Below are 24184 nucleotides of genomic sequence, written 5' to 3' on the forward strand. Positions count from 1 at the left end.
AATTTTAAATCCATGTACACATTGTAGAAATAAATTAAAAAAGTCACCAACAGCATTTTATAAATTCTGTTGGTGACTTTTAATTAAACCTAAATTTAAGCAACCCTAATTTAGCATCCTTAAAAAATATAATTTTTATAAAAAAGGCTTATAAATTAAACTCTGCATTTATAAACACTTTTGATTGAGAAGGTACACCAGATTGCTCAAAATTATACCCTTGATAATCTAATGCCAATTTCAATCCTTTAGAAGGAGCATATTGAAAACCCGTAATCATTAAATTACCATCTTTAGCTGCATTCCAAACAGTTGTTGCTCCAGATAACATATTTGATTTCTCGTGATCAAAACGACCAAATATTTCGATTTTCTTGTTTATTACATAAGTTGAATAAAAAGACACAACTCTTAATTCATGGTCAACAGCAGGAACTGCAAAAGATGTACCGTTTAACAATTGATTGTATTCCGCACCAAATCTAAATTTACCCGTATTATATCCTGCAAATAACGCCATTGTTGCAACTGCTTTAGATCCAGTTGCGCTTTGAGTATCGAAATATACTTTTGTTATCAAACCTTTTATCGGAGTATAAACTAAACTACTCCCAATTCTTTGATTACCATTAGTATCCTGTATGTTTCTAAAACCTTCACCATTGACAACAAGAACATTCCATTTCAAATTTTTAGTTAAAGTAAATTCAGCATTAACACCTAAATCAGCACTACTACCTATTCCGTCTAGATCATCAGAAACTCTATATATATAACGGTAACCCCAAAAATCTTCTTGATCATTAAATTGTTTCAAACCAATCATACCCATACTCAGTTTTACACCAGTGGCTACTTTCCAGTCTAATTGTGCTATTTTCAAAAACGCAGTATAAGCACTACCTGCTGTATTATTTCCTACATCAAATATAACTTTAGCAGCTATTTTATCGCTAAAATCATATTTATAACCCAAATAGGCTCTGTCTAATGCAAAGGCACTTTTTTTGACTGCATTAGGAGTAAAATCTTGGCTGTAATTCCAAAATACTTTGAAAATAGGTGCGCCACTTGGGACAAAATCTTTATCAGCAGTTTGAGCCATTAATGACAATGACGAAATAAAGAAAACACATAAAAATAACGAGATATTTTTCACAATAATTTTTTTTGATTTTATTGTGCAAATATCCTATTTTATGTTAAGCTAATTTAAAATTTATGTTATTTTATTACGTCCTAAATGTTATTAAATTGTTACCAAATTTTTATAACATACTTACGTACAAAAATTTAGCACACATTAAAAAATTTAGATCAAATAATAAAACCCAATGTTTATACTAATTAAGTGACTAAATATTTCATTATGAAAAGGGATTATTTAACCTGTTTTACTACTTTTTCAAGGGTAAAAGAAAATTCAGATCCAATACCAAATTCACTTTCCACATAAATTTTTTCTTTATGTGCTTCTATGATGTGTTTTACTATTGCTAAACCTAAACCGGAGCCACCCTCTGAACGAGATCCACTTTTATTCACTCTATAAAAACGTTCAAAAAGTCTAGGGATATTTTGTTTTTCAATACCTTCTCCATCATCACTAACACGAACCAACACTTTTTCTTTAGTCAAGTTCACTACTGCAACTTCGGTGGTACCATTTACTTTTCCGTATTTAATTGAATTAACAATTAAATTTTCAATGATTTGTTGAATTCGATCTTTGTCTCCTCTAACTAAGTTAGGTAAAATATGATAGTTTTCGAAAGCCAAAGTAATCTTCTTCTTTTCAGCTTTCATTTCTAATAAGTCAAAAACATTTTGAATTAATTCTACAATATCAAATTCAGAATATTCAAGATTAAGATCCCCAACTTCCAATTTGGTAATCATATCTAAATCTTCTACAATATAAATAAGACGTTCCACTCCTTTTTCGGCACGCTTTAAATATTTTTTTCGAATCGCTTTATCATCCATCGCTCCATCCAGCAATGTAGATATATAACCCTGTACTGTAAATAATGGTGTTTTAAGCTCGTGCGATACATTTCCCAAAAATTCTCTTCGGTATTCCTCTCTCACTTGAAGTAATTCTATCTCCAATTTTTTATCGGTGGCAAATTTTCGTACTTCCCTAGTCAGGGTTTCCATATCTGTGGTGATGGGCTGATTGATAAAGCTGCTGGACTCTAATAATGACACTTCATCATAGATCTTTTTTACACGTCTATATATAAAACGTTCTACCCTATATTGCAAAACAATAAATGAAAAAACATAAAGGATTAAGGTAAAAATAAAACCAAACAACCACAGCTTTTGTATAGTATAATTAAATATAGAAGTCACCAAAAGCATTACAAATCCTGTTGAAAAAAGACTGATATATAAAGCAGATTTTACGGCAAACTTATAGGTTTTTTTAAAACTTAATTTCATTTATTACTTGCATTGTTTTTTTAACTAAGAATAGAATTGAGATTATTCGAATTAATAATCACTCTAACTATACTTCAAACTTGTATCCAACTCCTTTTATTGTTTTAAAAAGATCTTCTCCAATTTTTTCTCTAAGTTTTCTAATATGTACATCTATTGTTCTACCACCTACTACAACTTCATTTCCCCAGACTTTATCCAGAATTTCGTCGCGCTTAAATACTTTTCCAGGTTTAGAAGCTAATAAATAAAATAATTCAAATTCTTTTCTAGGCAAAGCAATTTCAATATTGTCTTTAACTATTTTATATTCTTCTCGATTTATTTCGATTCCACCTACATTAAGTGTTTCGCTATTTTGCTCTTTTTCTTTCAATCGACGCAATAAAGCTTTCACTTTACTAACCAATAACTTTGGTTTTATGGGTTTTGTTATATAATCATCAGCTCCTGCGTCAAATCCAGCAACCTGAGAATAATCTTCACTCCTTGCTGTTAAGAAAGTAATGATTACATTAGATAATTCTGGAATCTTTCTAATATTCTCACAAGCTTCCATTCCATCCATTTCAGGCATCATCACATCCATTATGATTAAGTCTGGTAATTCTTTTTTTGCTTTTGCAATTGCTTCTTTACCATTTGAAGCGGTAAAAATTTGATACCCTTCTTGATTCAGATTATATCCTACGATTTCTAAAATATCCGGTTCGTCATCAACCAATAAAATCTTTGTGTGTTTTTTCTTCATTTGAGCAAATTTACGCTTACGAATGTAAATATAACAATAAATGAATTGTTAAAAATAACTATTAACCGTAATTTAATTTGGTAACTATTTAGTAATACTGTGGAAACAAAATCTTAATAACCCAGTAACACGAACTTTACAAAGACACTATTACTTTGCAAAAAATTAAACACAATTATGAAACTGAAATTATTCATTTTAACGCTTTTTATCAGTACCCTAACTTTTGCACAAACTAAAGGTACTATTTCTGGAGTACTAACTGATAAAGATTCAAACAACGAAACATTACCTTTTGCTAACGTATTATTAAAAGGCACATCTATAAATGCAACGACCGACATTGATGGAAAATACACTGTAAATGCACCAGCAGGAAATTATGTAATACAATTTAGCTTCATTGGCTATGAATCTATAGAAATTCCAGTTATCGTTAAAAGTGGCGAAACTATTGCACTTAATCAAGCACTTGGTTCTTCTAGTTACAAATTAGACGATGTTGTTATTACAACAAATGTAAACAAGCAAAAAGAGACCGCTCTATTATTAGATCAAAAGAATGCTGTTGAGATAAAACAAAGTATTGGCTCTCAAGAACTAGCTAGAAAAGGCGTTAGTGATGTTGCTACAGCTGTCACAAAAACTACTGGAATAACTAAACAAGAAGGATCTGGAAATATTTTTGTAAGAGGATTAGGAGACCGTTATAATTCAACTACAATGAATGGATTACCTATACCATCAAACGATCCTGAAAAGAAAAACTTAAATCTTGAAATTTTCTCCACTGACATCGTTGAGTATATTTCAATAGACAAGGTATACAATGGTAAAATCTACGGAGATTTTGCGGGTGGAAACGTAGATATTATTTCAAAAGATTACAAAGGAAGTGGTTTTTTAAAATTAGATATTGGAACAAAAGTAAATACGAATGCTTTAGCCGAAAACAATTTTAAACTTCAAGGTGGAATGAGCAGAACGGGTTTTACAAACAAAGGAATCCCTACCAATGCATTAACACAATATAACTACAGCTCTCTAAAAATGCAAGACTATACTCCAATTGCAAGTTCATTTGGAATTTCTGGAGGAAAATCATTTGATGTAGGTTCAGAAGGAAAACTTAGCTTTTTTGCAACAGCATCATTCAATAACGATTTCTCATCTAAAAGTAATGGAACTGCAAAGGCAAGTGTAAATGGTAACGGAATCGCTAATAAAAACTTCGAAAAATATAGCGAAATGAAATATGAAACCAATACTACTGGAATGGCTAATATTGGTTACAAAATAAACAACAACAACAAAGTAAGTTTCAATTCACTTTATATTAATACTTCTACGCAGTCAAAAGAAGAGTATTATGGGTACATTGTAGATATCGCTAACGATGGAAACGGTTTAATTCGTCGTTTCAATTATGAGAAAAATAGTTTATGGATTAACCAAATATTAGGAGACCACAAGATTGGGGATCGTTCTAAATTAAATTGGGGTGTTTCATACAACATCATTGACGGAAGCATGCCAGACAGAGTTCAAAATATTTTCAGAAAAGAAGCTACTGGATATCAATTATCAAGTATTTCAGCTCCAGACAATCACAGGTATTTTCAAAAATTAAAAGAAGACGAACTAGCTGCAAACGCTTCATATGATTATAAATTCAGTAAAAATGCATCAGGTGATTTTCTAGGAAAAATTACAGTGGGTGCAAATGAAAGAATTAAATCAAGAGGTTTTCAAGCAACTCAATTCAACTTTAAGGCTAACAATGGGTACACCAATACTGTTGTAGATCCAAATAACCTAGATTTGTTTTATAACCAAGATAATTTCAATAATGGCTATTTTTCTATAGCAACATTTCGTGGTAATTCACAAGTATTTAATGCATTAGATCCTCAAACTTACGGTGGCGACCAGATAATCCATGGTGCTTTCTTAAATACGGAATATACATTCAATAAGTTAACTGCAATAGTAGGCTTAAGAGGAGAACAAATTACTCAAAAAGTAAATTGGTACACTCAGTTAGGTGGTATTGGTAATGATAAATTGGAAAAAACAGCGTTTTTACCAAGTGTAATCATGAAGTATGAATTAAACGATAAACAAAATTTACGTTTAGGAGCAAGTAAAACGTACACTTTACCTCAGTTTAAAGAAAGAGCATTATTTGTTTACGAAGAAGTATTACAAGTAAAAGTAGGAAATCCATTCTTGTATGAATCTGATGATTATAACTTAGACCTTAAATGGGAAATGTTCCCTAAAAGTGATGAACTAATTTCGGTTACTGCTTTTGGAAAATATATTTTGAACCCAATGAACGAAGTAACAATTTCTTCCTCTTCAAATGATATCTCATTTATCAATACAGGAGATTATGGATATGTTGCGGGTGGAGAAATTGAGTACAGAAAACAACTTTTTAATTTTGACACTGAAAATTCTAAAAAACTATCCGCTGGTATTAACGCTTCTTATTTATATAGCAACCAAGAACTAAATGCTGGAAAGGTAAATAGTGAAACCAACTACCAAGTTGACTTTACAAATAAGAAAAGTAAATTTACAGGAGCATCTGATTTACTATTAAATGCCGACTTAACTTTATTTAACGAATGGAATAATAAAAACAGCAACCTAAACACAACTTTAGCTTACTCTTACTTTTCAGACAGAGTAAATGCTATTGGAACAAATGGTAAAGGAGATTTAGTAGACAAAGCATTTGGCTCATTAGACTTTATCGCAAAATCTAAACTTACTGAACAATTAGGACTAGGATTAGTAGTGAAAAACATTTTAGACCCGTCAATCAATAGAGTACAAGAAAATGCTACTGGTGATGTAAATGTACTTTCATATAAAAAAGGGATGACATTAAGTCTAAGTCTGAACTATCAATTTTAATTAAAAAATCAAAATAAGGAACTTATAAAGAACAGCTAATTGCTGTTCTTTTTTTTTACTCAATTCTTTAAGAAATCACAAAAGCAACAAACCATAAGGTTACTTAAATAACATTGGCTTAATGTTCAATTGTCCTTTTATTAAACAAACAATTACATTTAGATAACATCCAAAAAAAGTTCTTATTGCATCTTTGTACCAACAAAATAACTAAAATATTATTTAAAGAATCATGAAAAAAACAACTTTAAAATTATTCGGATTTTTAGCATTAACTGCAGGTTTAATGACTAGCTGTTCATCTAATGACACTCCTACACCTACTACACCTCCTTCTTCAACTTTTGTTGCTGACGCAACAAATTTCCAAGGAACGATATCTGACGGTGAAGTAACTTTAGACGCGACAAAAACATACAAATTAACAGGTAAAATTCAAGTAAACAGCGGAGCAACATTAATTATTCCTGCTGGAACAGTTATCGAAGGTACAGGTGGAACTTCTGCATATATAGCAATTGCTCAAGGTGGAAAACTAAATGTAAACGGTACAGCTGCTAAACCAGTTGTTATGACTAGTGGATTAACTACTAAAAAAGCTGGAGACTGGGGTGGATTAGTTATCTGTGGTAAAGCACCTATTAATCGTGTAACTGGTGGAACAAGTACTGCTCAATCAGAAGTAGCCGACTTAAGTTACGGTGGAACTGTTTCTAATGACAATTCAGGATCAATCAAATACCTTAGAATTGAATATGCTGGAGCTGCTTTTAACAGTGAAAAAGAATTTAACGGACTTTCATTATTTGGAGTTGGTTCAGGAACTACAATTGACTATGTAGAATTTTTCCAAGGAGCTGATGATGGAGTTGAATTTTTTGGAGGAACAGTAAATACTTCAAACTTAATTTCTATCGGAAATGAAGATGATCAATTTGACTGGACTGAAGGATGGTCTGGAACAAACACAAACTGGTACGGAAAATTAGATTTTGGAAAAGGGAATAGAGGAATCGAAGCAGATAACTTTGAATTAGGATATTCTAACACTCCTATCGCTAACCCATCAATCACTAACTTAACTCTTGTAGGACCTGGTAGTGCTCCAACAACTGGAACATGGTTAGAAAATGATGCAATGAAATTAAGAAGAGGAACTAAAGGGATTTTTACAAACTTAGTATTTAGCGGATGGGCTGTAGGTTTCAACGTTGAAAACGACGAAACTATCGCTTGGATTCCTACTGCTTTAAAAGCAGTTAATGTTAACTTCATCGCAGATGTTGCTGTAAAAACTAAAGGAAAATTAAATGCTGTAGCACCTGCGACTAGCGGAGTTAGTGTTGATGTTTCTGCAATTGTTACTGCACAATCTACAACTGCAACTGGAGCTGGAAACGGAGTTGGAATGCCAGCTTGGGCTACTGGATGGTCTGTAGGTTTCTAATCTAAAAAGAACCAAATTTATATTAAAAACACCTTTCAATATGAAAGGTGTTTTTTTTGGTACAGTATTTGCATTTTTTTAGTATATTTACTAATCAAAATTAAGCTGATGGCAAAAAATTACTTTTATACTATACTCTTATTGGTTTTTTTCTTTTCCATGAGCACTAACGCTCAAGACGTAAAGCAACAACCAAAAACTCAAGAAACTTCAGTTATTGAGGGTTTAAACTTGTACCCAAACCCTGTGAGCAATGGTAAAGTATACATTTCTACAAAAAACGACCTAGAAAAAGAAGTTATCATTTTTGACCTCCTTGGAAAAAAAGTACTTCAAACGATGATTAGTTCAAGAGAATTAAACATCCCAAACATTTCACCTGGTGTTTACATTATAAAAATAAATGAAAACAATGCTTCGGCAACAAGGAAGCTCATCGTAAGATAAAAATTACTTAAAAAAGCATAATTTAAAAGCTTCAATTTCAATTGAAGCTTTTTTTATTTTATAGCCTTACTCGTTTAGAACTATTAAAGCGTTTTTAAAATTTATACCTTTGCAAAAAAAACTTGATTACAACTGACACTATATTTGCAATTTCTGGTCAAAAGCAATTTGAAAAAATAGCTTTAAAAGTATTCCGTTTTCAATATGAGAATAACTTGGTCTATAAAGAATTTTGTAACTTATTGAATGTTGAAGTTTCAAAAGTAAAATCAATACAACAAATTCCATTTTTACCTATTCAATTTTTCAAAAGCCACCAAGTTCTCTCCAACACAAATGCTATTGAAGAAACATTTACAAGTAGTGGTACCACAGGAATGATCACTAGTAAGCATTTAGTGACAGATGCTTCAGTATATGAAGAAAGTTATCGAAAAGCGTTTTCGGAATTTTATGGAAACATTGAAGACTATGTTGTCTTAGCTCTATTACCTTCTTACCTAGAAAGAGAAGGCTCTTCATTGATTTATATGGTCGAAGATTTAATTCAATTATCAAAACATCCTGAAAGCGGTTTTTACCTTCATAATCATGATGAATTAATCCAGAACCTCATCACATTAGATCAATCAGGTCAAAATGTCATCTTGATTGGTGTTACCTATGCATTATTAGACTTAATAGAAAAACAGTCCTTTCAATTACAGAATACGATTATCATGGAAACGGGCGGGATGAAAGGGAAACGCAAAGAAATGATTCGCGAGGAACTTCATGAACAACTGTGCAATGGTTTTGGAGTACCTGCAATCCATTCTGAATATGGTATGACTGAATTACTCTCTCAAGCTTATTCGTTGGGTAACGGAGTCTTTGAATGCCCTTCTTGGATGCAAATCCACATTCGTGATACCGAAGATGCTTTGACTTATATTGAAAACGGAAAAACTGGCGGAATCAACGTCATTGATTTGGCTAACATTAATTCCTGTTCCTTTATTGCCACACAAGATTTAGGCAAAAAAAATCCCAACAACTCTTTCGAGGTATTGGGACGTTTTGATAATTCGGATATTCGAGGTTGTAATTTAATGGTTTTGTAAAAGTTGATGCGGTTATTTGTTTAATCGGTTATCCGAATAAACAGTTAAACAATCCTTACCACAAAATAATTTTTCTTCCCACTTTGCAACAATACAAATTGATTGTTAATTAAATCTTTTGAAGACAAAACAAAGTCCTCTTTTACTTTTTCTTTATTTACTGAAATTGAATTTGCCGTTAAAGCACGTCTGGCTTCCCCATTCGATTTAAAAAACCCTGTTTTATCATTTAAAACAGTGATAATTTCAATTCCAGCTTCCATTTCATTTCTCGCAATTTCAGCTTGAGGAACCCCGTCAAAAACTTCCAAGAAAGTAGCTTCATCTAGTTCCTTCAAATCATCAGCAGTCGCGTTTCCAAATAAAATAGCCGATGCTTTTATCGCTTTCTCTAGGTCTTCTTGAGAATGAACAAAAACGGTTAACTCTTCAGCTAATTTGCGTTGTAATACTCTTAAATGAGGCGCTGTTTTATGTTCTTCAATTAAGCTATCGATTGAATCTTTATCTAAAAATGTGAAGATTTTAATATATTTCTCCGCATCAACATCAGTCGTGTTCAACCAAAATTGGTAGAATTTATAAACCGAAGTTTTATCAGTAGTCAACCAAACATTTCCACCTTCGGATTTTCCAAATTTAGAACCGTCTGCTTTAGTAATTAAGGGGCAAGTCATGGCGTATGCTTTAGCTTCCTCCCCTACATTCATACGACGAACTAGCTCCGTTCCAGTTGTGATATTTCCCCATTGATCAGAACCTCCCATTTGTAACAAACAGTTGTATTCTTTATGTAAATGGTAAAAATCATACCCTTGAATCAATTGATACGTAAACTCCGTAAATGACATCCCTTCTCCTTCACCAGCTAATCTTTTCTTTACAGAATCCTTAGCCATCATGTAGTTTACCGTAATTCTTTTACCCACATCACGAGCAAAATTAATAAAGGATAAATTTTTCATCCAGTCGTAATTATTTACTAAAACTGGAGCATTTATCTCATTCGAATTAAAATCCAAAAACCGTGATAAAACACTTTTTATACCTTCAACATTATAGTTTAATGTGGCTTCATCTAATAAGTTTCGCTCATCCGATTTTCCTGATGGATCTCCAATCATTCCAGTTGCGCCTCCTACTAAAGCAATAGGTTTATGTCCAAAGTTTTTTAAATGAACCAAAAGAATTATAGGAACTAAACTCCCAATATGCAATGAATCTGATGTGGGATCAAATCCGATGTAAGTCGTAGTCATTTCTTTCAAAAGTTGTTCTTCTGTTCCAGGCATGATATCGTGAACCAATCCACGCCATTGTAATTCGGAAATAATATTTTTCATTTTCTAAAAATCAATTTTCACAAAGATAGTTTTAATTGCATAATTTGAAAATCAATCGGTCTAAAAATCAAACAATCTATTTATCTTTACAAAATGGTATTAGTAACAGGAGGAACAGGGTTAGTAGGAGCGCATTTACTGCTGCATTTAATAGAATCTGGAAGCACAGACAATAAAAAAATACGCGCCACTTATCGTGAACTAAAAAGCATCCAAAAAACAAAATCTTTATTTGAAAGTTACAATAAAGCCCCTTTATTTGATGCTATCGAATGGATAAAAGCTGATATTATAGACGTTCCTTCCTTAGAAGAAGCCTTTCAAGAAATTGAATATGTATATCATTGTGCTGCCGTAATTTCATTTGACCCAAAAGACGAAGCCCTTTTACGAAAAACTAATATCGAGGGGACTGCAAATGTGGTTAACTTATGTCTTGTCAATAAAATTAAAAAATTATGTCATGTAAGTTCTACCGCTGCACTTGGTGATTTAACTGGAAATGAATTAATTATTACTGAAGAAACGGAATGGAATCCAGAAAAACCCCATAGCGATTATGCTATTTCTAAATATGGCGCCGAAATGGAAATTTGGCGTGGTCAACAAGAAGGACTAAACGTTATAATAGTTAATCCGGGCGTTATTATTGGCCCTGGATTTTTAAATCAAGGAAGCGGACAATTATTTGAAAAAATGAGAAACGGATTGTCATTTTACACCACCGGTTCCACTGGATTTGTCGCCGTAAGTGATGTGGTTAAAATCATGACACAATTGATGAAAAGTACTATTACAAACCAACGGTTTACAGTAATTTCTCAAAATATAATTTTTAGAGATCTACTAAATATGATTTCGGACGCTTTGAATACAAACAGACCTAAACATCATGCCAATCCTTTTTTATTAAGTCTTGCTTGGAGAGCAGATTGGTTTTTATCAAGTATTTTTCAGAGCAAAAGAAAAATCACTAAAGCAACTGCCAAAGCATCTTATTCCATAAATGAATATTCGAATGAAAATGTAAAAACTGCCTTAGAATATCATTTTCAAGAAGTGGAAGAGTATATTAAAAAAATTACTCCTTTATTTTAAAATGTGATAATCCGTTAAAACAGTATCTCTTCGAGTGTTGTTTTTATTAACGGTACTGATTTTCTTTTTCAAGGAATCTCCTTTTTTAGACAAAGGATTCGTTATGCCTTTTATGGAATCTAATTTTATTTTATTCTTGTTCTCCACCTTTACTAGTGAATCTACAATCACTTTCCTACTGTCAATTCGCTTAATTACTTGATCAAACATCCCTTTGTATTCCACATAATTTGAGGCATAATAGACATTACTTTGCGCAAATTGAAGACTGTCAATTTTATATTTTTTATAAATATAATCTGGAGCGTTTATTTTATTAGTGTTTAAAGACGTCGGGTTTTGGTACTTAATCGCTTCTAAAAGTGCCAAATCATACATAATATTCACCATCTTCCCTTTTTCAATAAGACCCTCCGGTTTAGTAATCACTTCCTCTTTACAACTCAGAAATGTGACTACAATTAATAAAAATGACAGCAGCTTTTTCATCTATTTTCTTTTAACGATCAAATAACAATCTTTTTCCAGCACGAATCTCTTTCACTTTAAAAGCGGCATAAACTAATCTTCCATTTACAAAAGTATGGGTAACTCTTGACTTAAAAGTAAAGCCCATAAACGGAGACCAACCACATTTAGCCAAAATATTTTCTTTCTTTACACTCCAAGGAAGGCCAGCATTTACAATAACTAAATCCGCATAATATCCTTCTTTTATAAATCCGCGTTTCTCAATTTTGAAAATTTTTGCCGGATTATGGCACATTTTTTCCACAATCTTCTCCACACTTATTTTTCCTTGATGAAACGCTTCAAACATAGCCACGACAGCATGTTGAACTAAAGGACCTCCCGAAGGTGCTTTTAAGTACGATTGTTTCTTCTCCTCCAATGTATGTGGTGCATGATCCGTAGCAATCACATCAATTCTATCATCGAGTAACGCTTCCCAAAGTACTTTTCTATCATTAGCAGTTTTTACTGCAGGGTTCCATTTTATAAGATTTCCTTTGGTTGCATAATCATCATTGGTAAACCACAAATGATGCACACAAACTTCGGCAGTAATTTTCTTTTGTTCTAATGGAATTTTATTGGTAAATAAATCCATTTCTTTTGCAGTCGAAAGATGAAAAATATGCAAACGAGCACCCGTTTTCTTGGCTAAAGCAACTGCTTTAGAAGAAGAAATATAACAAGCCTCTTCTGATCGAATAAGGTGATGTGCCGTAACAGGTACATCGTCGCCATACTCTGCTATATATTTTTCCAAATTATTCTTAATTGTCGCCTCATCTTCACAATGAACAGCAATAAGCATCGGAGTACTTGAAAAAATCTTTTCTAAAGTAGCTTCGTTATCCACCAACATATTTCCTGTTGAAGAACCCAAAAATATTTTTATTCCAGCAACATTCTTAGGATTTGTTTTTAAAACTTCTTCCAAATTATCATTGGTAGCCCCCATCATAAACGAATAATTCGCATAGGACTTTTCAGCAGCAATTTGGTATTTTTGTTCTAATATTTCTTGAGTAACTGCATTAGGAACCGTATTAGGTTGCTCAATGTAAGAGGTGATTCCTCCCGCAACAGCTGCTCTGGATTCCGATTCAATATCCCCTTTGTGAGTCAATCCTGGCTCTCTAAAATGAACTTGATCATCAATAGCTCCAGGCATCAAATAGTTACCTTCAGCATCGATAATAACATAATCAGATGACTTGGCACTTATGCTTTCTGAAATCTCAACAATTAAGTCATTCTCAATTAAAACATCGCCTTCAAAAATTACCCCTTCATTTACTATTTTGGCATTCTTAATTAAAACCCTATTCATTGTATATTTTTCTTATAAACTATTAACTAATTTTTTTAATCGCAGAGAAATCACTCCAAACACAGCTTCAACAATAATTGAATTACTCATTTTGGATTCTCCTTTTGTTCTATCTGTAAAAATTATCGGCACTTCAACGATGCTGAATTTTTTACAAAAAGTACGGTATTTCATTTCAATTTGAAAGGCATAACCAACAAATCGGATTTTATTGAGGTTAATTCCCTCAAGGACTTCTCTTTTATAACAGACAAAACCCGCAGTAGCATCATGAATTTTCATTCCCGTGATAATACGCACGTAAACAGAGGCAAAATAAGACATTAAAACTCGGTTTAAAGGCCAGTTAACCACATTTACTCCAGTAACATATCGAGATCCTATAGCTAAATCTGCATTGCCAAAATGGCAAGCATTATATAACTTTTCTAAATCGTTAGGGTTGTGAGAAAAATCAGCATCCATTTCAAAAATAAAGTTGTATTTTCTCTCCAATGCCCATCTAAAACCATGAACATAAGCAGTTCCTAAACCTGATTTCTTTTTTCTGTTTTCCAAAAATAATCGACCATCAAACTCTTTTTGCAGTAAAACAACCTTGTCTGCAGTTCTATCTGGAGAATTATCATCAACAATAAGAATATGAAAAGGCTTGTGCTGTGAAAGCACCGATCTGATAATGCTTTCGATATTTTCAATTTCGTTATAGGTTGGAATTATAACAATACAATCGTTCATATATCTCGTAATTTCACCGCAAAAGTAACCTTTTTATGCGATTTGATTCATAATAAATTTATAATAAAAAGATTGATATAAAAAATTAGTAATTTTGCACCATTATGATTGATCACTTACTTCATCCAAGGATAACTGAAAACAAAGATTGGGCAACTGCTTTGTTTGTTTTGGCTTTTGCTATAATTGCCTTTACCAAATCTGTTTATGAAAACCGTTTTGAGGATTTTATGAATTTAATCTTCTCTGATAAATACTCAAAGGTTTACAGAGATAGTAGCAACTTAAATAGCAGCTTTACCATTTCATTATTCTTTGTACAAGTAATTTCGTTTGCTTTTTTCATACAGCTCTCATTAAGCGTTTTAGGCAATGCCTCAAAGACGGATTGGCTCCTGTACATCCAAATAGTTACTTTTTTAATTTTCTTTATTTTAGCCAAATATTTGATTGAAAAAATCATTGCTACCGCATTCAATATTGAAGAGTTTGTCGAACAATTTAACTTGCAAAAAGTAACTTATAGGACCTATATTGGCTTAATTATACTTCCTATCAGTGTTATTCTGTTTTATTACGATACAATCTCTAGAAATATTTTACTAATAATAATACTCATTTTCTTGATTTTCAATGTATTAGCTTATTTGATTTCAATAAAAAACTATCAAAATTTAATATTCGGTAAGTTGTTTTATTTTATTTTATATCTTTGCACTCTCGAAATAGCCCCTTATTTTTTTATGTATTATTGGTACACTAAAGGGGGCGCTTAGAAAACGTTAATATATGAAAGTGAAAACAATTTTGGTGTCACAACCCGAGCCTAAAGTAGAGAATTCTCCTTACTTTGAACTCCAACAAAAGCATAAAGTTAAAATTGATTTCAGACCTTTTATCCATATAGAAGGAGTTAATGCCAAAGAGATTAGACTTCAAAAAATCGATCTCAATCATTATACTGCAATTATTTTAACTAGTAGAAATGCGGTTGATCATTTTTTCAGAGTTGCTGATGAAATGCGTTACAAGGTACCTGAAGGATTGAAATATTTTTGTCAATCAGAAGCCGTTGCTTTTTACCTACAAAAATATGTCGTTTATAGAAAACGTAAAATTTATGTTGGACCTAAAGATTTCGCAGATTTATCTCCATTGATTAAAAAATATAAAGACGAAAAGTTTTTACTACCTGCTTCTGATCAATTGAATGCTGACGCGCCTATCACTTTAAACAATTTAAAAGTGGATTGGACTCAAGCTGTTTTTTACAAAACGGTAATGAGTGACTTATCTGATCTTGCTGATGTTTATTATGATGTATTGGCCTTTTTTAGTCCAACAGGAATTAAATCATTATATAAAAACTTTCCAAGCTTCGAGCAAAACAACACAAGAATTGCTGTTTTTGGTAGCACAACTCAAAAAGAAGCTTTGGATCACGGATTAAGAATTGATATTCTTGCTCCTACACCTGATACCCCTTCCATGACAATGGCCTTAGAAAAGTACATCATCGAAGCCAACAAAGGAAAATAAGATACTTTTATTTTACATACTACAAAAAGCCGCTATATTTGCGGCTTTTTGCATTTTAAATTTTAAATTAAAACCGAGCTAACACGAAACATATTCTTTTTTTATTTAATTTTGATTTACAATTATAACTAAAAATCATTTTTTGGTTCTAAAATTAAACTTATGAAAATAAATTCCCTTCAAGTTGAAATAGACGGTATAGACAAAGAGATTCTTAGAGATTTAATGAATGACGCCCGCAAACCCATTCTTCAAATCGCTAATAAAATTGGGATTTCAGGAGCAGCCATTCATCAACGATTGCGAAAATTAGAGCAGTCTGGTGTAATATCTGGTTCTAAATTTACAGTGAACCACAAAATATTAGGATATAACACTATGGCCTTTGTCGGAATATACCTTGATAAAGCGGCACGCAATCCAGAAGCCGTAAAAGATTTAAAAAAAATTCCCGAAGTACTAGAATGTCATTACACGACAGGAAACTGGTCCATACTAATAAAAATGATTTGCAGAGATAACGAACACTTAATGCAATTATTAAATACTAAAATTCAAGCTATCGAAGGGGTTTCAAGAACAGAAACCTTCATCTCCCTTGACCAACAAATCGACAGACAGATTCAACTTTAAATTAAATTACAGCAAAAAGCGCCTTGTTTAATAAACAAGGCGCTTTTTTTATTTTCGAGAAAGACATTAATTCCTTCTACTTCCTCCCATATAAATGGAGACATAATATAATAAAGTTGCAATAGAACCTAAAGCTGCTACCACATACGTTCTCGCAGCCCATTTTAACGCATCTTTTGCCCCTGCTTGTTCTTGTTGTGTAAGCATTCGTTTGTTCTCCAACCAAGCTAAAGCTCTATTACTCGCATCATACTCAACTGGCAATGTAATTATCGAAAATACAGTGGTTGCCGCAAACAATACGATTCCAACCAATAATAATTGTGGAAAGGTTTTCATCATTAAAATCCCTCCTAGTAAAATCCACTGCATATAGCTTGATGCCACATTTACAAATGGAACCAATTTAGAGCGCATGGTTAACCATTGATATCCTACAGCATGTTGTACCGCATGCCCACATTCGTGAGCAGCAACAGCTGCCGCAGCGGCATTGCGCTGATTGTAAACTGCTTCGCTTAGATTCACTGTTTTATCCATCGGGTTGTAATGATCTGTTAAACGACCCGAAACCGATATTACTCTCACATCACGAATTCCGTTATCAGCTAGCATTTTCTCAGCAATCTCAGCACCTGACATTCCGTTTTGCAAATGCAATTTTGAATATTGTTCAAATTTACTCTTTAGTCTTGAACTTACTAACCAGCTGAAAAGCATAATAGCTCCCGCAAGAATTAAATAACCCATTCCCATATTTTAGTGTTTTAGTTTTTATAAATTTACTAATGAAATAGCAAAATCTGAACCAAATTTAAAGAATGTCAATTTGACATCCGTTAAATAAAATCTAAATAAAAAAATCCAAATTCCAGCAGATGTGGAATTTGGATTTTGATATACAATCAATTTATGTAACGTAATAATAATTTACCCAACCAAATTAATAATTTTACCCGGAACAATAATCACCTTGTTTGGCGTTCTCCCTTCTAATTGCTTTATTGTTCTTTCGTCTTTCATAACGATTTCTTCAATTTGCTCCTTAGTTAAATCTAAAGGTAATACGATTGTGAAACGCATTTTCCCATTGAAAGAAACGGGATATTCTTTTTCTGATTCTACTAAATGTTTCGGCTCGAAAACAGGAAAAGGAACCGTAGCAATAGAACCTGTATTTCCTAATAATGACCATAATTCCTCCCCAATATGCGGCGCATAAGGCGAAATTACAATTGCTAATGGTTCTAGAATCGCACGAGAATGACATCCTTGAGTAGACAATTCATTCACACAAATCATAAATTGAGAAACCGAAGTGTTGAAAGAGAAATTCTCAATATCATCTGCTACTTTCTTAATGGTTTTGTGCAAGGTTTTTAAGTTGTCTTTTGTTGGTGCTTCATCAGTAACAATCATGTTGTGCTCATCAAAATACAAACGACACAATTTTTTCAAGAAACCAAAAACTCCCGAAATTCCTGCAGTATTCCAAGGCTTAGCTTGTTCAAGCGGTCCTAAGAACATTTCGTACAAGCGCAAAGTATCCGCACCATATTCATTACAAATATCATCCGGAGTCACGACGTTGTATTTCGATTTAGACATTTTCTCTACTTCGCGACCTACAATGTACTTACCGTTTTCATCACAAATGAATTCAGCATCTTTATAATCTTCTCTCCAAGCTTTGAATTTTTCAACATCTAATTCATCTGAAGAATTAACCATTGAAACATCTGCATGGATTGGTTGCACATTTTGTCCTTCGATTTTATTTTTAGAAACAAAGGTATTCGTTCCCTCCACTCTATAAACAAACGCACTTGTTCCCAAAATCATTCCCTGATTGATCAGTTTTTTGAATGGTTCTTCGGTAGGTGCAAAACCTTTGTCTTTTAAAAATTTATTCCAAAAACGAGAATACAATAAATGTCCTGTTGCATGTTCGCTTCCGCCAATATATAAATCAACGCTTTCCCAATACGCCAAGGCTTCTTTGCTTGCAAACTCCTTTTCATTGTGTGCATCCATATAACGCATCCAGTAAAATGAACTTCCTGCCCAACCTGGCATGGTGTTCAATTCTAATGGAAATATCGTTTTATGATCTACTAAATCCGTATTGACTACTTTATTTGTTGTTGTATCCCAAGCCCACACTAAAGCATTTCCTAAAGGCGGCAAGCCGTCCTCCGTTGGCAAATATTTCTCTACTTCTGGCAAAACAATAGGCAAATGTTGCGCATCAATCATTTGCGGCAAGCCATTTACATAATAAACTGGAAAAGGTTCTCCCCAATAACGCTGACGAGAGAAAACGGCATCACGCAAGCGGTAATTGATTTTTCCGTATCCTTGATTTAATTTTTCTAAGGCTTCAATTGCTTTTTTAGTCCCTTCCTTATACGTCAACCCGTCTAAAAAATCAGAATTGGCAATAATCACATTGTCTTTGGATCCATAGGCCACTTCTGAAATATCAACATTTGCAAAAATATTTTTGATTGGCAACATTCCGCTTTGCCCTTTGAAGAAATTCGCAAAAGCATAATCTCTTTCGTCTCCGCAAGGAACGGCCATTACAGCTCCGGTTCCATATCCTGCTAGAACGTAATCCCCAATCCATACTGGAACTGGTTCTTTGGTAAATGGATGCTCTGCATAGGCACCAGTGAACACACCCGAAATGGTTTTCACATCCGCCATACGCTCTCTTTCAGAACGTTTTGATGATGCTACTATATAATCGTTTACTTTATCTAAATATTCTGTAGTTGTGATTTCTTGAACCAAAGGATGTTCTGGAGCTAATGTCATAAACGTTACTCCAAAAATAGTATCAGGACGCGTTGTAAAAACTTCAATCCCTTTTTCTTCTTGGCTCTTGTCTCCTGCAATTACTTTGAAAGTAACCATCGCACCTATTGATTTTCCGATCCAGTTGCGCTGGCTTTCCTTGATGCTTTCGCTCCAATCAATATCATTTAATCCTTGCAACAAACGTTCCGCATAAGCTGAAATACGCATGCTCCATTGTGTCATTTTCTTTCGCACCACAGTAAACCCACCACGTTCCGAAACACCATTTACAATTTCGTCATTAGCTAGAACTGTTCCTAATCCTGGACACCAGTTTACTTCGGTTTCTGCTAAATAAGTTAATCTATATTGTAATAGGATTTTTTCTTGTTCTTCTTTTGAAAAAGCATTCCATTCACTTCCAGAAAAAGGAACAATTTTATCATCACAAACGGCATTGACAGTTGCATTTCCTTCTTTTTCGAATATAGCAACCAAAGTCGAAATATCTTCCGCTTTATCTGAGTTTTTATTGTACCAAGAATTAAATAATTGGATAAAAATCCACTGGGTATGTTTGTAATAATCCGGATTTGAAGTTCGCACTTCACGACTCCAATCGAATGAAAAACCTATTTTATCCAATTGTTTTCTGTAACCTGCAATTTGGTTTCCTTCTTTATCAAAACCACCGTCAATATTAACGCGAGTCGTATCTTCTGGACGTTGACCCGTTTGAATTGCATATTGTTCCGCTGGTAATCCAAAACTATCATAACCCATTGGGTGCAACACATTAAAACCTTGATGTCTTTTGTATCTTGAATATACGTCAGAGGCAATATAACCTAAGGGATGCCCTACGTGTAATCCTGCACCAGATGGATAAGGGAACATGTCTAAAACATAATGCTTTGGTTTTACAGAATTATTTGAAGCGGCAAATGTTTGATTTTCTGCCCAATACTTTTGCCACTTGGCTTCTATTTCGTTCGGATTGTATTTCATACTAGGAATTACTGAGTTACAAAGTAACTGAGTTCTATTTTTTTGTTATTATGAATCTTTTCAGGTGCCAAATTTACGTTTATTGTACGAAAGTTGAAACTTTGGACGTTATTAACTTCAAATAAAGAAATTCTTTATTATTTTTACCCCATAATTAAAGTAAACTATGAGTTCTTCATTTGATAAATTTCAAAAACGCAGGTTAATTTCCTCTTATTTTTCGGTAGTGCTAAGTGTATTCTTGGTTTTATTTCTATTGGGGATTTTAGGATTGTTCATTATAAATTCTCAAAAATTAGCCAATGATTTTAAAGAAAAAATCGCCATGACGGTCTTCTTTAAAAATGAAGCTAATGACAGTATCCTAAAATCTTTTGGAGGTGAACTGAAAAAAGCACCTTATGCAAAAACAACTGTTTATGTAACCAAAGAGCAAGCGGCAAAGCAACATACGGATATAATTGGAGAAGATTTCATGACATTCCTAGGTGAAAATCCTTTACAAAACTCGTATGACATTCACCTTAAAGCGGATTATGTAGAGAAAGATAGCATTGCAAAAATTGAAGCCAAACTGCGAAAAAATCCTATGATTTCTGATATTGTTTACGACAAGCAGTTAGTGAATCTTGTTAATGACAATATTAAAAAAGTGAGTATGTGGATTTTAATAATCAGCGGATTCTTGACTTTTATTGCTGTATTACTAATCAATAGTTCATTACGCCTTTCGATTCATTCTAATCGTTTTATCATCAAAACCATGCAAATGGTAGGAGCTACAAAATCATTTATTAGAAAACCATTTGTGATGCGTAGCATTAAACTAGGTATGATAGGTGCAGTACTAGCCATTTTATCATTAATTGGTGTATTGATTTATGTAGAAACAAGTTTTCCAGATCTTGGAATTCTAGATAATAAAGTACTTATCGCACTTGTTTTATTAGGCGTTTTAGGAATTGGTATTTTAATTACTTGGCTAAGTACCCATTTTGCAACACAACGTTTCTTAAACTTAAGAACAGACGACCTTTATTAATTTTTAGAATTTAAAAAAACAGCATGAAAGATAACAGCCCAAAACACGAATTCCTTTTTGAAAATATAAACTACAAAATTCTATTAATTGGAATTGGAGTAATTACACTTGGATTCATACTAATGTCAGGTGGTGGAAGTGACGATCCAAATGTGTTCAGCGAAGCAATTTTTGATTTTAGAAGAATCCGTCTAGCGCCAACAACCGTTTTAATTGGTTTTGGAATTACTGTTTATGCCATATTAAAAAATCCAAAAAAAGCATAAATGAATACATTACAAGCTATTGTTCTTGCCATAATTGAGGGAATTACGGAGTTTTTGCCCGTTTCTTCTACAGGACACATGATTATCGCTTCTTCCTTTTTCGGGATTGCTCATGATGACTTTACTAAACTTTTTACTATTGTCATCCAGTTGGGAGCAATTCTTTCAGTAGTAGTTTTGTATTTCAAACGCTTTTTTCAAACTTTTGATTTTTATTTTAAACTTCTAGTTGCTTTTATACCTGCAGTAGTTTTAGGACTACTATTAAGCGACAAAATAGATGAATTATTAGAAAGTCCACTGACTGTTGCTATCTCCCTTTTGATTGGAGGAATCGTTCTTTTAAAAGTGGACGATTGGTTCAACAATTCTGAAGATACCGAAATCACTTATATGCGAGCATTAAAAATTGGGTTTTTCCAATGCTTAGCGATGGTTCCTGGAGTTTCACGCTCTGGAGCAAGTATTGTAGGTGGAATGTCACAAAAACTTGCTCGTACATCAGCAGCTGAATTTTCGTTCTTTTTAGCTGTTCCAACAATGCTAGGAGCTACTGCAAAAAAATGCTATGATTATTATAAAGCTGGCTTTGTACTAAGTCACGATCAAATTAATTTACTAATCATTGGGAATGTTATTGCTTTTATAGTAGCACTTTTGGCTATAAAAAGTTTTATTGATTTTTTAAGCAAAAAAGGATTTAAAATATTTGGCTACTATAGAATAGCAGCCGGAATTATTTTATTGATTATCCATTATTTCATACATCCCTTGACAATTATTTAATGACTGAAGAAGACTACTTAAACGGACAAATTTTATTGATTGACAAACCCTTGACATGGAGTTCTTTTCAGGCGGTGAATAAATTAAAATATGCTCTAATCAACAAACTAGGTCTTCCAAAAAAATTCAAAATTGGTCATGCAGGCACTTTAGATCCGTTAGCAACTGGATTATTATTAGTATGCACCGGAAAATTCACCAAACGAATTACGGAACTTCAAGGTCAAGCCAAAGAATATACTGGAACATTCTTTATAGGAGCTACTACTCCATCTTACGACTTAGAAACTGAAGTTGACGCCACTTTCCCAATAGAACATATTGACGAGGCTTTAATTCACGAAACTGTAAAACAGTTCCTTGGGGAGATTGACCAAAAACCACCCATTTATTCGGCTATAAAAAAAGACGGAGTTCGCTTATATGAACATGCTCGTGCTGGAGAAACAATTGAAATCGCCTCAAGAAAAACGACTATACACGAATTTGAAATTACTCGAATTGCGCTTCCTGAAATTGATTTTAGAGTAGTATGTAGTAAAGGAACTTACATACGTTCCTTGGCTTTTGATTTTGGTTATGCTATGAAATCTGGCTCTCACTTGACCGCTTTAAGAAGAACGAAAATTGGTGATTATAATGTGGATGATGCTATAGATGTCACTTTATTTGAAGAAAGCTTAGAATCCTAAATGCTATAAAAAGCAAAAACACATGACAAATACATAAAAGAATTTGCGATGTGTTTTTCTTAAAAGTAAAGTACTTTTATTCCATACTTTTTTTGTCTAAATGGCTTTCACCATTGGTTTAATAATTAGTTATATTTTCTCCACCAAAAAGTAAAGTTGACAAATAATCATAAAACCTTTCAAATAGCTTTTTCATAAGGATGTTTTTTAAATTGTGATACAATATTTAAACACCAATAAAAAAAGTAAATCAAATAATAGACCTGGGTTGGCACTGGCCAAAATACGAATTTTTTATTAAAACACAAAAAAAATAAAGTTAATTATTACCCTAAAATGGTGTGTAAGTTCTTGTGCTTTAATTCATAATAAAAAAATGATCAAGCTACTGTTTTCAAGTAGTGTGAGAAAAATTACTTTGTAAAAAATAAAAAATAGATCCTATTCTACATTATTTTAAGCTTATTTTCAACCCACAAAACTTTGTTTTTACTTTTAATACCATCACAAAAGTGTCGTTAACTTTCATTTAATAATTTTTTTTCCAAAATAAAACAGCAAGTATTGCTTTCAAAAATCTTATTGATCTAAATCTATCATCATATCAATAATTTCAGATTGAGTAGATAATCCCTTATCATGCAAATACCACAATTGCAAATCAGCTTTAGCAGTTTCGTCTATTGCTCCATGTTCTTTTTTATAATTAGCGATTAAATCCGTGGCACCCTTAGGCCTTGGCCCCCAATGCGCAAGTGCCGAACCCGTTTCTCTATTTATCAAAATTAATTTTGGAATTGCTTTTGCTTTATTAGTTAAAAACAAATTCATTAACTCTTCATTTTCATCACGCAAAACGATTCTTAGCTCAACGTTCCCTTCGGAAGCTACTGCCATTTTATCAAAAATAGGAAGCAATTGTGCTGCATCACCGCACCAACCTTCGGATATAACCAACCAAAGGTATTCTCCTTTTAATTCTTTTAATTTAATCGAAACTTCTGTTGGTATTTTCAATGTTTTTTCTAATCGATTCATTCGAGTTTCATTCAAAATACTATAATGTGTCAATTCTTTGGATTGCTCATTACCTGTAGATTTTTCTTCTCGTAATAAATCAGTAACTAACTTTCTATATTCTAAATAAGAATGACTATTAAATAATGCTTTAGCTATTGTGGATTTCATAATTCTTTTGTTTACGTAAAGTTACCATAATTTACTTGTTATAAATAATACAATAAACCTTTTTTAGAAGGCAAAAAGTGTATTTTTA

22 protein-coding genes are annotated in these 24184 nt (G+C 32.8%); 12 read left to right on the top strand and 10 right to left on the bottom strand.

Translation table 11 applies throughout. The annotated features are described in order from the left end of the window. Positions 1-148: 148 nt before the first annotated feature. The 3 genes from AB3G33_RS02360 to AB3G33_RS02370 all read right to left on the bottom strand — a co-directional run bounded on the left by AB3G33_RS02360 (position 149) and on the right by AB3G33_RS02370 (position 3199). Positions 149-1159, bottom strand: a complete 1011-nt coding sequence (locus AB3G33_RS02360) for a hypothetical protein (protein WP_367772327.1) — start codon at positions 1157-1159, stop codon at positions 149-151. 221 nt (positions 1160-1380) lie between these two features. Continuing rightward, the gene (locus AB3G33_RS02365; RefSeq protein WP_367772329.1) at positions 1381-2448 is read right to left on the bottom strand and encodes a sensor histidine kinase; all 1068 of its coding nucleotides are present in this window, start codon (positions 2446-2448) and stop codon (positions 1381-1383) included. Positions 2449-2515: 67 nt separating this feature from the next. After that, positions 2516-3199: a response regulator transcription factor gene (locus AB3G33_RS02370; protein ID WP_367755611.1), complete on the bottom strand. Its 684-nt coding sequence runs from the start codon at positions 3197-3199 to the stop codon at positions 2516-2518. A gap of 177 nt (positions 3200-3376) precedes the next feature. Between AB3G33_RS02370 and AB3G33_RS02375 the strand changes: the two genes are divergently transcribed. The 4 genes from AB3G33_RS02375 to AB3G33_RS02390 all read left to right on the top strand — a co-directional run bounded on the left by AB3G33_RS02375 (position 3377) and on the right by AB3G33_RS02390 (position 9121). Continuing rightward, positions 3377-6124, top strand: a complete 2748-nt coding sequence (locus tag AB3G33_RS02375; protein WP_367772331.1) for a TonB-dependent receptor — start codon at positions 3377-3379, stop codon at positions 6122-6124. 232 nt (positions 6125-6356) lie between these two features. After that, the gene (locus tag AB3G33_RS02380; protein WP_367772333.1) at positions 6357-7571 is read left to right on the top strand and encodes a hypothetical protein; all 1215 of its coding nucleotides are present in this window, start codon (positions 6357-6359) and stop codon (positions 7569-7571) included. 108 nt (positions 7572-7679) lie between these two features. Continuing rightward, positions 7680-8018, top strand: coding sequence for a T9SS type A sorting domain-containing protein (locus AB3G33_RS02385; protein WP_367772335.1), 339 nt, complete (start codon positions 7680-7682; stop codon positions 8016-8018). A gap of 122 nt (positions 8019-8140) precedes the next feature. Next, positions 8141-9121 (top strand): acyl transferase, encoded by a 981-nt coding sequence (locus tag AB3G33_RS02390; RefSeq protein ID WP_367772337.1) that lies wholly within the window; start codon positions 8141-8143, stop codon positions 9119-9121. 44 nt (positions 9122-9165) lie between these two features. On the opposite strand, the gene tyrS is transcribed toward AB3G33_RS02390, so the two are convergent. Continuing rightward, positions 9166-10464 (bottom strand): tyrosine--tRNA ligase, encoded by a 1299-nt coding sequence (gene tyrS, locus AB3G33_RS02395; RefSeq protein WP_367772338.1) that lies wholly within the window; start codon positions 10462-10464, stop codon positions 9166-9168. Between the two features lie 93 nt (positions 10465-10557). On the opposite strand from tyrS, the gene AB3G33_RS02400 reads away from it, so the two are divergent. Further along, positions 10558-11562, top strand: a complete 1005-nt coding sequence (locus tag AB3G33_RS02400; RefSeq protein ID WP_367772340.1) for an NAD-dependent epimerase/dehydratase family protein — start codon at positions 10558-10560, stop codon at positions 11560-11562. Here the strand turns inward: AB3G33_RS02400 and AB3G33_RS02405 are convergent. From AB3G33_RS02405 to AB3G33_RS02415, 3 genes are read right to left on the bottom strand one after another with little or no spacing between them, the layout of a single operon-like run. Continuing rightward, a complete protein-coding gene (locus tag AB3G33_RS02405) occupies positions 11554-12051 on the bottom strand; it encodes a DUF4296 domain-containing protein (RefSeq protein WP_367755625.1) in 498 nt (165 codons plus the stop codon). The two genes, AB3G33_RS02400 and AB3G33_RS02405, sit on opposite strands and share 9 nt — an antisense overlap. A 10-nt stretch (positions 12052-12061) precedes the next feature. Then, positions 12062-13402, bottom strand: coding sequence for a dihydroorotase (locus AB3G33_RS02410; RefSeq protein ID WP_367755627.1), 1341 nt, complete (start codon positions 13400-13402; stop codon positions 12062-12064). A gap of 12 nt (positions 13403-13414) precedes the next feature. Then, positions 13415-14140, bottom strand: coding sequence for a polyprenol monophosphomannose synthase (locus tag AB3G33_RS02415; RefSeq protein ID WP_367755629.1), 726 nt, complete (start codon positions 14138-14140; stop codon positions 13415-13417). Positions 14141-14244: 104 nt separating this feature from the next. Between AB3G33_RS02415 and AB3G33_RS02420 the strand changes: the two genes are divergently transcribed. The 3 genes from AB3G33_RS02420 (at position 14245) to AB3G33_RS02430 (ending at position 16312) form a co-directional block, all read left to right on the top strand. Continuing rightward, entirely contained in the window at positions 14245-14916 is a 672-nt protein-coding gene (locus tag AB3G33_RS02420) for a DUF4271 domain-containing protein (RefSeq protein ID WP_367772342.1), read from the top strand. Between the two features lie 13 nt (positions 14917-14929). Then, positions 14930-15679: a uroporphyrinogen-III synthase gene (locus AB3G33_RS02425; protein ID WP_367755633.1), complete on the top strand. Its 750-nt coding sequence runs from the start codon at positions 14930-14932 to the stop codon at positions 15677-15679. Between the two features lie 162 nt (positions 15680-15841). Then, positions 15842-16312 carry an Lrp/AsnC family transcriptional regulator gene (locus AB3G33_RS02430; RefSeq protein WP_367755635.1) on the top strand — a complete coding sequence of 157 codons (471 nt, stop codon included), beginning with the start codon at positions 15842-15844 and terminating at the stop codon, positions 16310-16312. Positions 16313-16378: 66 nt separating this feature from the next. On the opposite strand, the gene AB3G33_RS02435 is transcribed toward AB3G33_RS02430, so the two are convergent. Next, positions 16379-17068, bottom strand: a complete 690-nt coding sequence (locus AB3G33_RS02435; RefSeq protein ID WP_367755637.1) for a zinc metallopeptidase — start codon at positions 17066-17068, stop codon at positions 16379-16381. Between the two features lie 174 nt (positions 17069-17242). Further along, positions 17243-20122 carry a leucine--tRNA ligase gene (gene leuS / locus AB3G33_RS02440; RefSeq protein WP_367772344.1) on the bottom strand — a complete coding sequence of 960 codons (2880 nt, stop codon included), beginning with the start codon at positions 20120-20122 and terminating at the stop codon, positions 17243-17245. Between the two features lie 166 nt (positions 20123-20288). On the opposite strand from leuS, the gene AB3G33_RS02445 reads away from it, so the two are divergent. The 4 genes from AB3G33_RS02445 to truB are packed head-to-tail and all read left to right on the top strand — an operon-like array spanning position 20289 to position 22908. After that, entirely contained in the window at positions 20289-21164 is an 876-nt protein-coding gene (locus AB3G33_RS02445) for a cell division protein FtsX (protein ID WP_367755641.1), read from the top strand. A 23-nt stretch (positions 21165-21187) separates the two neighbouring features. Next, a complete protein-coding gene (locus AB3G33_RS02450) occupies positions 21188-21430 on the top strand; it encodes a DUF3098 domain-containing protein (protein ID WP_367772346.1) in 243 nt (80 codons plus the stop codon). Continuing rightward, positions 21431-22216, top strand: a complete 786-nt coding sequence (locus tag AB3G33_RS02455; protein ID WP_367755644.1) for an undecaprenyl-diphosphate phosphatase — start codon at positions 21431-21433, stop codon at positions 22214-22216. Next, positions 22216-22908 (top strand): tRNA pseudouridine(55) synthase TruB, encoded by a 693-nt coding sequence (gene truB / locus AB3G33_RS02460; RefSeq protein ID WP_367772348.1) that lies wholly within the window; start codon positions 22216-22218, stop codon positions 22906-22908. Before AB3G33_RS02455 ends, truB begins: the two co-directional genes overlap by 1 nt. A 579-nt stretch (positions 22909-23487) precedes the next feature. Here the strand turns inward: truB and AB3G33_RS02465 are convergent. Beyond that, on the bottom strand, positions 23488-24096 hold the full coding sequence (locus tag AB3G33_RS02465) for a thioredoxin family protein (RefSeq protein ID WP_367755648.1): 609 nt from the start codon (positions 24094-24096) through the stop codon (positions 23488-23490). Positions 24097-24184 lie beyond the last annotated feature (88 nt).

Source organism: Flavobacterium sp. WC2421 (assembly GCF_040822115.1).
GTDB lineage: Bacteria > Bacteroidota > Bacteroidia > Flavobacteriales > Flavobacteriaceae > Flavobacterium.